Below are 13436 nucleotides of genomic sequence, written 5' to 3' on the forward strand. Positions count from 1 at the left end.
AGCCCGTGCAACGGATCGGAAACACGGCGCGGGTGTGATGTGACCACTCGGAAAGGAGTGCTCATGACCTCGACCACAGCGGCATCCGCCGCCCCGGAGCGCGTCGACCGCGACTACCCGCTCGGCCGCGTCCCCCTCAGCGCCCGGCAGGGATGGTTCGCCATCCTCGTCGTCGTCGCCGGCTTCATCTTCTTCACCCCCACCATGGTCACCGGCGGGCAGGTCGCCGGGGCGTTCGGCTTCGCCGCCTTCGTCGGCCTGGCCGCGATCGCCTCGGTCGTCCTCGCGCTCTACATCGCGACACTCGGCGCGACCAGCGCCGCGACCGGTCTGTCGACCGTCCTGCTCGCACGGCTCTCCCTCGGCCGCGTGGGGGGCAAATGGGCCTCGATCGTCCTCGGCGGCACGCAGGTCGGCTGGTACGGCATCACGGTCGGCATCTTCGCCGACCTCCTCGCCTCCGCGATCGGCTGGGAGGTCTCGTGGCCGCTTGCGATCTTCGGCGGCCTGCTCATGGCGACGACGGCCTACTGGGGCTTCAAAGGCATCGAGATCCTGTCCTGGGTGTCGGTCCCCCTCATGTTCGCTCTCTGCATCTGGATCACCGTGGTCTCGGTGGACGAGGTCGGCGGCTGGGGGGCGATGCTCGCGACGACGGGCGACGGCTCGATCTCGCCGGGTCTGGCCCTCACGATGATGATCGGCACCTTCATCTCGGGCGGCACGCAGGTCGGCAACTGGACGCGCTTCGCGAAGAGCCCGCGCACGGCGTTCCTCATCTGCCTCGGTGTGCTCCTCGTCATCGAGACCGCCATGCTCGTCTTCGGCGGCATCGGCGCGATCGCCTTCGGCGAGGCCGACTTCACCGCCCTGCTGTTCACGATGGGACTCGCGCTCATGGGCGTCCTGCTGCTGACCTTCAACCTCTGGACCACGAACGACAACACGGCCTACGCCTTCGGCGTCGCCGGTGCCGAACTCGCGAACCGCAACGACAAGCGCCCCTTCATCATCATCGGCGTGGTCGTCGGCATCGCGCTCGCCGTCACCGGCGTGGCGAACGCGCTGATCGGGTTCCTCGTGACCCTCGGTACCGTCATCCCACCGCTCGGCGGGGTCATCATCGGCACGTACCTGTTCGTCTGGCGGCGACGCGACCCGGGCACCGACGTCACCCGCGTCGGAGCCTTCGTGTGGCCGGGCATCGTCGCCTACCTGCTCGGCACCGCCGCGGCGGCGTTCGGCGCCTTCACCGGGATCGGCAGCCCCGCCGTGCAGGGGATCATCGTGGCCATCGTCGCGGCACCGCTCTGCCACGCGGCGGCGCGCCGCATCACGGGCGCCCCGACGGCCGATGCGGGATCCGAGCCCGTCGAGGCGGAGGTCCGCGCATGACCGGCACCTTCATCCGCGGCGCCCAGGTGATCACGATGGATGCCGCGACGGAATCCACCCCCGTGGCGCGGGACCTCCGCATCGAGGACGGCGTCTTCGTCGAGATCGGCACGGACCTCACCCCACAACCGGGCGACGAGGTCATCGAGGGGGCGGGCATGCTCGTCACCCCCGGGTTCGTCAATGCGCACACCCACTCGTGGGAGTACCTCTACAAGGGCCGCTACGACAACATGCCGCTCGAGCTGTGGATGCTGTACTCCTACCCGATCCTCGGCGGCGCCCCCACGAGCCCCGACATCGTGCGGCTGCGCACGCTCATGTTCGCGATGGAGTCGATGAAGAACGGCGTCACCACGCTCGTCGACGACGTCCTCGAGACGCCCGGTCAGGACCTCGACCAGCTCGCGGCCGTCGCGGGAGCATACGAGAGCATCGGCATCCGGGCGAACGTCTCGGGTCACGTCATCAACCGGCCCTTCGTCGACACGCTGCCCTTCGTGACCGACTGGCTGCCCGACGAGCTCGTCCGGCAGGTGCGGGCGCAGCCGGTGCTGACGGCCGACGAGTACCTCGACTACTCGCGGACCGCCTTCGAGCGCCACCACGGCACCGCCGGCGGGCGCGTCCGGTACATGCTCGCGCCCTCCGGTCCGCAGCGGTGCACCGACGACCTGCTCGTCGGCGCCACCCAGCTCGCGGCCGAGTTCGACGCCGAGGTGCACATCCACGTGCTCGAGACGAAGACGCAGGCGGTGACGGGTGACGAGCTGTACGGCGGGCAGACACTCGTGGAACACCTCGACACGATCGGTGCGATGAGCCATCGGACCACGTTCGCGCACGGCATCTGGGTCACCGACGAGGACATCGAGCGCATCGCGCGACGCGGCACATCCGTCTCGCACAACACGATCTCCAACCTGAAGCTCGGGTCCGGCGTCCTGCCGTGGCGGCGCTACCACGATGCAGGCGTCAACCTCGGCCTCGGCACCGACGGATGCTCCTCGAGCGACACGCCCCGTCTGATGGAGGTCATGAAGACGGCGGCGCTGCTGCACAAGGTCACCGAGCCCGATCCGGCCCGGTGGTCCACGGTCGACGAGGTGCTGACGGCCGCGACCATCGGCGGTGCGCGGAGCGCCGTTCTCGACCGCACCGTCGGCTCCATCGAAGTGGGCAAGCGCGCCGACCTCGTGATGTTCGACACCGGCACGCTCGCCTTCCTCCCGACGAACAGGCTCGAGAACCACCTCGTCTACAGCGAGAACGGCTCGTCCATCGTGCGGGTCATGGTCGACGGCGTGACCACCGTCCAGAACGGCCGGCTCACGCTGATCGACGAGGACGCCGTGATCGCCGCGTTCCGTGCCGAGATGCCCGGCATCCGTGCGGAACAGGACCGGCTGGACCGCGTGAACGACGCTTTCGCGCCGGCGTTCTCGCGCATGTACGAGCTCGCGTCGGGCCGTCAGACCGCGGTCAACCGTTGGACCGGTGACGAGCGGGCCTGGGTGCACGAACGGGTGTGATCCGAGCGGATGCCGGGGCTCGCCGCCGTGCAGGTGGGGCGAACCCTGGCATCCGCTCGTCTTCGTGGCTACCATGGGCGAGTCCCTGTCCCGAGTGTGAGGAAGAGCCGTTGAAGGCTGTCGACGCGATCGCGCTGTGATCCCGCGCTGACCCGTCGACCCTCCTCGAGGACGATTCCGACGGTCCGCCCGGTGATCGATTCACCGACCGGCGCGGACCGTCCCCCTTCGACCGCAGCACCTCGTGCTGCCCGGATGCATGAAGCGCTGCCTCCGTATCGTCGAGGCCGGCGTCCGCGCACCCCCATCACAGGGAGGCGCTCATGCCCACCACTCTCACCTCCGCGGTCACCCTCGACCGCGTCACCTACGCCTGGCCCGACGGCACCGTCGCGCTGAGCGACGTGTCCGGCGCCTTCGGCGGCGGCCGCACCGGCCTCGTCGGGCGAAACGGCAGCGGCAAGTCGACGCTGCTGAAGCTCATCGCGGGGACCCTCGTCCCGGCATCCGGGTCCATCTCGACGGCCGGACGCGTGGACCTGCTGCCGCAGCAGCTCACGCTCGACACCGGGCGCCGCGTCGCCGACGTGCTCGGGATCGCGCCGGTGCTCGACGCCGTCCGTGCGATCGAGCGCGGCGACGTCGACGAGCGGCACTTCGACACGGTCGGCGACGACTGGGACGTCGAAGCGCGCGCGACGGCGGCCCTCGCCGAGGTCGGCCTGCCCGACGGGGCGCTCGACCGCCGTGTCGGCGAGCTGTCGGGCGGCGAGGCGGTGCTCGCCGCGCTCGTCGGCGTGCGGCTGCGCGGCGCCGAGATCGCGCTGCTCGACGAGCCGACGAACAACCTCGACCGCGACGCGCGGGCGCGGGTGCACGAACTCGTGCGCACGTGGCGCGGCACGCTGATCGTGGTCAGCCACGACGTCGCGCTGCTCGAGGAGCTCGACGACACCGCCGAACTCTACGAGCACGAGCTCTCGGTGTTCGGCGGCCCGTACTCCGCGTGGAAGGCGTGGCTCGACACCGAGCAGGCCGCGGCCGTGCAGGCCGAGACCGCCGCGCGGCAGCTGCTCCGGCGCGAGAAGCGCGACCGGCAGCAGGTCGAGGCGGCGATCGCCATGCGGAACGCGCACGGCAAGAAGCTCGCCGCGAAGAAGGCGGCGCCGAAGATCGTGCTGGGGGCCATGAAACGCTCCGCCGAGGTGACCGCGGGCAAGCTCCGCGTCGAGGCGAACGAGAAGGTCGAGGCCGCCCGGGCCGCCGTCGACACCGCCGGCCGGCGCGTGCGCGACGACGACACGGTGCACATCGACCTGCCCGACCCCGGCGTCGGCACCGGTCGGCGCATCGCGACGATCGGTGACGGCGAGCGCTCCTGGACCATCCAGGGGCCCGAGCGCGCGGCGCTCGTCGGGCCGAACGGCGCAGGCAAGACGACCCTGCTCGAGCGCCTCGTCGCCTCGGCGGTCGGCGACGGCGTTCCGTACTCAGGCTCGGCGGATCGAGAGCCGCTCGCAGGTGCCGATGCGGCGCGAACCGCGGGCGGTGCCGACTCGGCGGGACTGAGTTCGGAACGCGGGGCGGCGGCGCCCGCGGTGCCGTTCTCCGGTGACGAGGGGGCCGATCCTGCTGAGGCGAGGCCGGACACGGCATCCTTCCGGAGTTCGGTACGGGCCGAGGCGCACACCGACCGGGTCGGGTACCTGTCGCAGCGGGTCGACGGGCTCGACGAGGCAGCGTCGGTGCTGGCGAACGTCCGCGCCGGAGCGCCCGGGGTCGGCGACGCCGAGCTGCGGAACCGGCTTGCCCGGTTCCTCATCCGCGGCGACACGGTGCTGCGGCCGGTATCGGCGCTGTCGGGCGGCGAGCGGTTCCGCGTCGCGCTCGCCCGGCTGCTGCTCGCCGACCCGGCGCCGCAGCTCCTGGTGTTGGACGAGCCGACGAACAACCTCGACCTCGACACGGTCGACCAGCTCGTCGACGCCGTGTCGGCGTATCGGGGCGCCGTGCTCGTGGTCAGCCACGACGACGCGTTCCTCGAGCGGATCCGTCCCGACCTCACGCTGGAACTGCGGGACGGGCGGATGACGGAGCTCTGACGCGCGGGCCGGTGCGCAAGCCCCGGCCCGATGTCGGTGGTCCGCGTGATGATAGGAGCATGGCGGACGTGCTCGAGCGTTTCAGTCCTGCGACGCAGGACTGGTTCCGCGGCGCCTTCCACGCCCCGACCGCGGCGCAGGCCGGCGCCTGGCAGGCGATCTCGGCGGGCAAGCACGCCCTCGTCGTCGCGCCCACCGGCTCGGGCAAGACGCTGTCCGCGTTCCTGTGGGCCCTCGACCGCATCTTCCGCGACCGTGTCGCCGAGGCGCCGAGGCAGGACGCGAAGCCGACCAAGAAGCGAACGGATGCCGCTTCCCCCCGTACGCGCGTCCTCTACGTCTCCCCGCTCAAAGCGCTCGGCGTGGACGTCGAGCGCAACCTCCGTTCCCCGCTGGTGGGCATCGGCCAGTCGGCCCGTCGACTGGGGATGCCGGCGCCCGACGTCACGGTCGGCGTCCGGTCGGGCGACACCCCCTCAGCTGACCGACGCCGGCTGCTCGCGGATCCGCCGGACATCCTCATCACGACGCCCGAGTCGCTGTACCTGATGCTGACCTCGCAGGCGGCCGAGACGCTGCGCGGCATCCACACCGTCATCGTGGACGAGGTCCACGCCGTGGCGGCGACCAAGCGCGGAGCCCACCTCGCCGTCAGCCTCGAGCGACTCGACGCGCTGCTCGACACCCCCGCACAGCGCATCGGACTGTCGGCGACGGTGCGTCCGATCGACGAGGTCGCCCGGTTCCTCGGCGGCGCGGCCCCGGTGGACATCGTCGCGCCGAAGGCGAGCAAGGCCTTCGACCTCTCGGTCGTCGTCCCGATCGACGACCTCACGAACCCGCCCCCGCCGCCGGGTGCGCCCGAGGAGGAGGCGCCCGCCGCGACCGATGACGACGATGACGGCGACGGCGGCAACTGGTACACGCCGCCGCAGTCGTCCGAGATGACGGGCTCGGTCTGGCCGCACGTCGAAGAAGCGATCGTCGACCGCATCCTCGCGCACCGCTCGACGATCGTGTTCTCGAACTCGCGCCGGCTCGCCGAGCGGCTGACCGGCCGGCTGAACGAGATCTACGCCGAGCGCGTCGGCATCGACGTGCCCGACCAGACCGTGCCCGCGGCAATGAGGGTCCCGGGAGCAGAGGCTCCGGGCGTCGCGAATGCGACGTCTCGAGGAGCGGTCAGGGCGGCGCAGGCGGGGGCCTCGGCCGGCGTCGAGGCGATCCTCGCGAAGGCGCACCACGGCTCGGTGTCGAAGGAGCAGCGCGCGCAGGTCGAGGACGAGCTGAAGTCGGGTGCGCTGCGCTGCGTCGTCGCGACGAGCAGCCTCGAGCTCGGCATCGACATGGGCGCCGTCGACCTCGTCATCCAGGTCGAGGCGCCGCCCTCGGCGGCCTCCGGTCTGCAGCGCGTCGGCCGCGCGGGCCACCAGGTCGGCGAGGTCAGCCGAGCCGCGCTCTTTCCGAAGCACCGCGGCGACGTCCTGCACACCGCGGTCGTGACCGAGCGGATGCTGGCGGGCCAGATCGAGGCGATCTCGGTGCCGCAGAACCCGCTCGACATCCTCGCCCAGCAGACGATCGCCGCCTCCGCCGTGGCCGTCCTCGACGTCGAGGGGTGGTTCGAGACGGTCAAGCGGTCGGCCCCGTTCCGTTCGCTGCCGCGCTCGGCCTATGAGGCGACGCTCGACCTGCTCGCAGGGCGCTATCCGTCCGACGCGTTCGCCGAATTGCGCCCCCGCGTCGTGTGGGATCGGGATGCCGGCACCATCACCGGGCGGCCCGGTGCGCAGCGCATCGCGGTGACGAGCGGTGGCACGATCCCCGATCGCGGACTGTTCGGCGTCTTCATCTCGGGCGAGGCCCGCAACGCCCGCGTCGGCGAACTCGACGAGGAGATGGTCTACGAATCCCGCGTCGGCGACGTCTTCACCCTCGGTACGACGAGCTGGCGGATCGTCGAGATCACTCACGACCGCGTCAACGTCCTGCCCGCGTACGGGCAGCCCGGCAAGCTGCCGTTCTGGCACGGCGACGGCCTCGGCCGCCCCGCCGAGCTCGGCGAAGCGCTCGGCAAGTTCTCGCGCGAACTGTCGACGGCGAAGCCCGAGAAAGCGACGGAGCGACTGCGCGAGTCGGGCCTCGACGACAACGCGATCGGCAACCTGCTGGCCTACATCGGCGAGCAGCGCGAGGCCACGGGCAGCCTGCCGACCGACAAGACACTGACCGTCGAGCGGTCCCGCGACGAGGTCGGCGACTGGCGCGTCATCCTCCATTCCCCGTACGGCATGCACGTACACGCCCCATGGGCGCTGGCCGTGAACGCGCGCATCCGCGAGCGTCTCGGCGTCGAAGGCGCCGCCGTCGCCAGCGACGACGGGATCATCGCGCGCGTGCCCGACACCGATGCCGAGCCGCCGGGTGCAGAACTCTTCGTCTTCGACGCCGACGAGCTCGAGCAGCTCGTGACCTCCGAGGTCGGCGGCTCCGCACTGTTCGCCTCGCGCTTCCGCGAGTGCGCCGCCCGGGCTCTTCTCCTGCCGCGCCTCAACCCGAACAAGCGATCCCCGCTCTGGCAGCAACGGCAGCGCTCCGCGCAACTGCTCGAGGTCGCGAAAGAGCATCCGACCTTCCCGATCATCCTCGAGACCCTGCGCGAGGTGCTGCAAGACGTCTACGACCTGCCCGCCCTGCTGCGCATCGCGCGGAGCATCGCGGACCGCCGCATCCGCCTCGTCGAGACGACGACCAGCTCGCCGTCGCCGTACGCGCGCGACCTGCTCTTCGGATATGTCGGGGCGTTCATGTACGAGGGCGACTCGCCCCTCGCCGAGCGGCGCGCCGCCGCGCTCTCGGTCGATCCGGCGCTGCTGAGCGAGCTGCTCGGCAAGATCGAGATGCGCGAACTGCTCGACCCGGGGGTCATCGAGCAGTACGAGCGCGAACTGCAGCGACTCGATCCGACGCGGCGGGTGCGCGGCGTCGAGGGTGTCGCCGACCTGCTGCGCCTGCTCGGTCCGCTCTCGGCCGCCGAGGTCGCCGAGCGGCTCGAGGGCGCGTCCGTCGATCCCGACGCGCCGGCGCCGGCCGCGACCGAAGCGGATGCCGCCGCGCTCCTCGACGAGCTCGTCGAGGCACGCCGGGCGATCCGCGTCACGTTCGGCGGCGTCGCCCGCGTCGCGGGCATCGAGGACGCGGGCCGCCTGCGCGACGCTCTCGGGGCGGCGCTGCCCGTCGGCATCCCGACCGCCTTCCTCGAACCCGTCGCCGATCCGCTCGCCGACCTCGTCGCCCGCTACGCGCGCACGCACGGCCCGTTCCGCACCGCCGACGTCGCGACCCGCCTCGGCGTCGGCGGTGCGGTCGCGCGCCTGACGCTGCAGCGACTCGAGGCGCAGGGGCGCCTGGCGAGCGGATTCTTCCTGCCCGCCGACTCCGCGCACACCGACGACCTGGAATGGTGCGACAGCGAGGTGCTGCGCCGGATCCGGATGCGGTCGCTCGCCGCGATCCGCGGCAGCGTCGAACCCGTCGCCCCCGACGCGCTCGGCCGCTTCCTGCCGGTGTGGCAGCATCTGACGCGTCCGCTCGAGGGGGTCGACGGGGTGCTCGCCGTCGTCGAGCAGCTGGCAGGTGTCCCGCTGCCGGCGAGCGCGTGGGAGTCCCTCATCCTCCCCTCGCGCGTCCGCGACTACTCCCCCGCACTGCTCGACGAGCTCACCGCGACCGGCGAGGTGCTGTGGTCGGGTCACGGCTCGCTGCCCGGTCGGGACGGCTGGATCGCCCTGCACCCCGCGGATGCCGCATCCCTCACTCTGCAGGTGCCCGAGGACGAGCCCACGCCGTTCGAGCAGTCGATCCTCGACGCGCTGAGCGCGGGCGGCGCGTACTTCGCGGGCCAGCTCGCCGGCATGGTCGAGGCGCCGAACGAGCAGTCCGTCATCGACGCGCTGTGGAACTTGACCTGGTCGGGACGGGTGACGAACGACACGTTCGCCCCGGTCCGGGGGCTGCTCGGCGGGGGGTCGCAGGCCCACCGCGTGACCCGGCGCACACCGCGCAGCCGCATGTTCCGCGGCACGCCGATCGCGGCCGCCGCACGTCCCGCACCGCAGCGGCCCGCGATGGTGGGGGGTCGGTGGTCGCTGCTGCCGGCGCCTGACACCGACGCGACGCTGCGGGCGACGGCAACGGCGGGCCTGCTGCTGGAACGCTACGGCGTCGTCACGCGCGGCTCGGTCCAATCCGAGGGGGTGCCCGGCGGGTTCGCGCAGGTCTACCGCATCCTCGCCGGCTTCGAGGATGCGGGGCACTGCCGCCGCGGCTACTTCGTCGAGAAGCTGGGCGCCGCGCAGTTCGCCACCTCCGCCACTGTCGACCGGTTGCGGGAGTTCGCCTCCGTCCCCGAGCCCGCGCCGCTCACGGCACGGACCCTCGCGGCGACCGACCCGGCGAACCCGTACGGTGCGGCGCTCACCTGGCCCGCGCTCGAGGGTGTGAACCACCGGCCCGGGCGCAAGGCGGGCGGGCTCGTCGTGCTCGTGGACGGCGCCCTCGTGCTCTACCTCGAGCGCGGCGGGCGCACGGCGCTGGCCTTCACCGACGACGAGGAGGTCCTCGCCGCCGCCGCCCGCAGCCTCGTCGACACCGCCCGCGCGCGGAAGCTCGACACCCTCACGATCGAGCAGGTGAGCGGCGCATTCGTCTACACGACCGCCGCGGGCCGCGCCCTGCGCGACGCCGGGTTCGTCGAATCGCCGAAGGGGCTCACGCTGCGGCGCGGAGCTCGCGAGCCGCAGCGAGCGTAGGGAGGCCGCATGCCCGAGGGCGACACCGTCTTCCGCGCCGCGCGGAAGCTCCACGAGGCGCTCGCCGGCCACGAGGTGACCCGTTTCGAGGTGCGGGTGCCGCGCAGTGCGACGGTCGACCTGCGCGGCGAGACCGTGCGCGAGGTCGTCCCCCGCGGCAAGCACCTGCTCTTGCGCATCGGCACACAGACCCTGCACTCGCACCTCAAGATGGAGGGCCGCTGGCATGTCTACCGGCCCGGGCAGAAGTGGCGCGCGCCCGCGTTCCAGGCGCGGGCGATCGTCGGCACCAGACCCGCGGATGCCGTCGGTTTCGAGCTCGCCATGGTCGAGGTCCTGCCGACCGCCGACGAGGGCCGCGTCGTCGGACACCTGGGGCCGGATCCCCTGTCCGCCGACTGGGATGCCGCCGAGGCGGTGCGCCGGGTCGCCGCCGACGAGCGCGCGATCCACGTCGCGCTGCTCGATCAGCGGAACGTGGCCGGGTTCGGCAACGAGTACGCCAACGAGCTGCTGTTCGTGCGCGGCATCCGTCCCACCGCCCTCGCCCGCGAGGTCGACGTGGCGGGTCTCATCGACACCGGGGTGCGGATGATCCGCGCGAACCGCGACCGGCAGGGGCGGACCTTCACGGGCGACAACCGACCCGGCAAGCAGACGTGGGTCTACGGACGCGGCGGCAAGCCGTGCCGCCGGTGCGGCACGCTCATCCAGGGGTCCGAGCTCGGGGCGCGCGCCACGAGCGAGCGGATCGTCTTCTGGTGTCCCGTCTGCCAGCCGTGACAGAGGCTCACTCCTCGGGCGGCAGCCCCTCGACGCGGTAGCGGCGTTCGATGCCCGCCGTCGCGCGGCCCCACTCGCTCTCCGCCGTGCGACGCTGGTGGGCGCGGAACGCCTGCGCGTCGGTGAAGAGCTCCTCGACCGACCAGGCGCGACCCCCGCCGAGCGGCGTGATCTCGAACAGCAGGCATCCGGGCTCGGCCCGCGTGCGCTCGATGTGCGCGTCGAGGTGGCGACGCACGGCATCCGCTTCCTCCTGCGTGTGGCAGATCATGCGGCCCGACAGACGCACTCCTCCGATGTCGACCATCAGTGACCGATGTACCGGCCGGGCCGGTGGTTGAGGGCGAGCACGAGATTCAGCACGACGGCCCCCGCAGCGCTGAGCAGGACGTTCGGCCACGGGACCACGAGGAGGGCGAGCAGGATGACGAGGACATCGAAGACCATCATGGTCCACCCGACGCGGATGCCGGTCGCATCCTGGATGATCAGTGCCACGACGTTGACGCCGCCGAGGCTGGCGCCGTGGCGGAAGACGATGAGCAGCCCGATGCCGGCGAGGAGGTTCCCGGCGACGGTGCCGAAGATCGGGTCGATGCGCTCGACGACGAAGAAGTGCTCGATGAGCACCGAGAACCCCGAGACGGCGCCGATGCAGACCAGGGTGCGGAGCGCGAAGTCCCAGCCGCGCTTCCAGACGGCGAGGACGCCGAAGGGCAGGTTGACCACCGCGAACAAGGCCCAGAAGGGCCACGAGACCGCGTAGTTGAGAAGCAGGGAGAGCCCGGCGGTTCCGCCGGTGACCGCGGTGCTGAGGTGCAGCAGGAACAGGCCGAGCGAGACGGTGAAAGTGCCCGTCGCCAACCCCACGACGTCGTCGAGCCATGAATGCGGGGCGGCCTTCTGCTCGAACACGAGCGACGGACCTGTCTCGGGGGCGTCGGCGTCGATCGGATCTGCGGGCACGGTCACCGAATCAGGTTACCCAGCGGAGGTCAACCCCATGATTTCGGTGCTGTCGGGGGAATGAAATGCCTTGTGGGACGTTGTATCCGTCAAGGAGGACCCGTGGGCAAGAACTACATCGACATCGAGAACGACCGAGGCGAGACGCTGCGCTACCGCAAGCACACCAACGGACGTGGCTTGATCGCGAACGGCGCCAAGGTGCACCCGAGCGCGGTCGTCGAAGCGGGCGCCTACGTCGAACCGGGAGCGCAGATCGGGGCCGGGGCGCGGATCGGACGCGGCGTCTGGATCGAACCCGATGTCATGATCGGCCCGAACGCCGAGATCGCGCCGCACGCGCACATCGGCCCGGGCGCCGTGATCGGCGCGGGCGCGAAGATCGGCGTGCGCTGCTTCGTCGGGGCGGGCGCCCGTGTGGCGAACGAGTCGCTGATCGGCGACGACGAGAGCATCGGCGACGGCGAGCGTGTCGCGACCGACCGTCGCGGGCTGCGACTGGCGGCCTGACCTGATCGGACGACCCGACCCTCACCCGGTCGGGTCGTTGTCCGTGCCGCGGGTTAGCCTCGGCGGGTGAGTACTCCCCGGTCGCGTCGTGTCGCCCTGGCGGCCGTGATCGGGTTGCTGGTGCTCGCCGGGCTCTGGGTGGCGTGGTCCGCTGCGCCCGAGCCCGCCGGTGTTCCCGAGGACGCGGGTGTCCCCGAGGACGCGGTCGCCTACACGGTGGAACGGGTGGTCGACGGCGACACCCTCGTCGCGCGAGGGCCGGCTGGCGAGGTGCGTGTGCGCCTCATCGGCATCGACACCCCCGAGGCCCGGCCCGATCCAGAGTGCGGAGCGGATGCCGCGACCGCCCGACTGCGCGAACTCGCCCCCGACGGGAGCCGGGTCTGGGCGACCGCCGACCGGGAGGCGGTCGACCGGTACGACCGTGCGCTGCGCTACCTCTGGACGTCCGACGGGGTGTTCGTGAACGAGACGCTCGTCGCCGAGGGCCACGCCGAGACGCTCCGCATCCCGCCGAACACGCGCTACGCGACGCGGTTCGCCGACGCCCAGCGCACCGCCGAGGCGGAGGGCCTCGGCCGGTGGGGGTCGTGCTGAGACCCGCGCGGCTACGCTGACAGGCATGGCGACACGCGGCGGACCCCAGCGCAAGGGCGGCCGCCCCGGCCTGGGCAAGGCTTCGGCGAAGCCGAAGTCGCGCGCGAAGGCCGTGCCGGAGCCGGCGACCGTCGCGGCACCGCCCGCGGGACCGTTCCGGCTGGGTGCCGTGCCCGGCGCGACCCCCGGCAAGTGGATCGACACCTGGAAGACGCGGATGCCTCGCACGCCGCTCGAGCTCGTCCCCCTGCTCGTCGCGGAGCAGCGCGGGGCGTTCGAGCGGGGCGAGGTCGACGCCGCGATCGTGCGGCTGCCCATCGACCGCGACGGACTGCACGTCATCCCTCTGTACGAGGAGACGACGGTCGTCGTGTGCGCCGCGGACTCGCACCTGACCGCCGCCGATGAGCTGACCGTCGAGGACCTCGCCGGCGAGGTGCGGATCGTCCCGCGCGACGATGTGCTCGGCGTCGACCTGCCGGGAACCGAGGCACCCCGCTTCGCCGCACCTGCGACGACGGGCGAGGCGATCGAGACCGTCGCCGCCGGCGTCGGGATGGTCGTCGTGCCGATGTCCCTCGCACGGCTGCATCACCGCAAGGACGTGACGTTCCGTCCGCTCGCGGGGGCCCCGGCATCCGCTGTCGCCCTGGCGTGGCCGGCGGACGGGACGACCGAGCTGGTCGATGCGTTCGTGGGCATCGTGCGGGGCCGCACCGCCAACTCGTCCCGCTGACACA

10 protein-coding genes are annotated in these 13436 nt (G+C 72.1%); 8 read left to right on the top strand and 2 right to left on the bottom strand.

The features are described 5' to 3' along the window. The first annotated feature begins 63 nt into the window (after nt 1-63). The 5 genes from codB to AB0P29_RS05695 all read left to right on the top strand — a co-directional run bounded on the left by codB (nt 64) and on the right by AB0P29_RS05695 (nt 10623). Nucleotides 64-1395 (top strand): cytosine permease, encoded by a 1332-nt coding sequence (codB, locus tag AB0P29_RS05675; protein WP_363379021.1) that lies wholly within the window; start codon nt 64-66, stop codon nt 1393-1395. Further along, on the top strand, nt 1392-2927 hold the full coding sequence (locus tag AB0P29_RS05680) for an amidohydrolase (RefSeq protein ID WP_363379022.1): 1536 nt from the start codon (nt 1392-1394) through the stop codon (nt 2925-2927). Before codB ends, AB0P29_RS05680 begins: the two co-directional genes overlap by 4 nt. A 323-nt stretch (nt 2928-3250) precedes the next feature. Then, complete coding sequence (locus AB0P29_RS05685) at nt 3251-5029, top strand: ATP-binding cassette domain-containing protein (RefSeq protein WP_363379023.1); 1779 nt, start codon at nt 3251-3253, stop codon at nt 5027-5029. Nucleotides 5030-5088: 59 nt separating this feature from the next. Continuing rightward, nucleotides 5089-9840 carry an ATP-dependent helicase gene (locus AB0P29_RS05690; RefSeq protein ID WP_363379024.1) on the top strand — a complete coding sequence of 1584 codons (4752 nt, stop codon included), beginning with the start codon at nt 5089-5091 and terminating at the stop codon, nt 9838-9840. 9 nt (nt 9841-9849) lie between these two features. Next, entirely contained in the window at nt 9850-10623 is a 774-nt protein-coding gene (locus AB0P29_RS05695; RefSeq protein WP_363379025.1) for a DNA-formamidopyrimidine glycosylase family protein, read from the top strand. 7 nt (nt 10624-10630) lie between these two features. Here AB0P29_RS05695 and AB0P29_RS05700 read toward each other — a convergent pair whose 3' ends face one another. Further along, on the bottom strand, nt 10631-10930 hold the full coding sequence (locus AB0P29_RS05700; RefSeq protein ID WP_254631850.1) for an antibiotic biosynthesis monooxygenase: 300 nt from the start codon (nt 10928-10930) through the stop codon (nt 10631-10633). Continuing rightward, a complete protein-coding gene (locus AB0P29_RS05705) occupies nt 10930-11595 on the bottom strand; it encodes a YitT family protein (protein ID WP_359920221.1) in 666 nt (221 codons plus the stop codon). Before AB0P29_RS05705 ends, AB0P29_RS05700 begins: the two co-directional genes overlap by 1 nt. A gap of 96 nt (nt 11596-11691) precedes the next feature. On the opposite strand from AB0P29_RS05705, the gene AB0P29_RS05710 reads away from it, so the two are divergent. From AB0P29_RS05710 to AB0P29_RS05720, 3 genes are all read left to right on the top strand, one after another. Further along, entirely contained in the window at nt 11692-12099 is a 408-nt protein-coding gene (locus AB0P29_RS05710) for a transferase (protein ID WP_363379026.1), read from the top strand. Between the two features lie 66 nt (nt 12100-12165). Beyond that, nucleotides 12166-12696, top strand: a complete 531-nt coding sequence (locus tag AB0P29_RS05715; protein ID WP_363379027.1) for a thermonuclease family protein — start codon at nt 12166-12168, stop codon at nt 12694-12696. A 25-nt stretch (nt 12697-12721) separates the two neighbouring features. Next, entirely contained in the window at nt 12722-13432 is a 711-nt protein-coding gene (locus tag AB0P29_RS05720; protein ID WP_363379028.1) for a LysR substrate-binding domain-containing protein, read from the top strand. Nucleotides 13433-13436: the final 4 nt, after the last annotated feature.

The organism is Microbacterium sp. NPDC080220, assembly GCF_040686395.1.
GTDB lineage: Bacteria > Actinomycetota > Actinomycetes > Actinomycetales > Microbacteriaceae > Microbacterium > Microbacterium gawkjiense.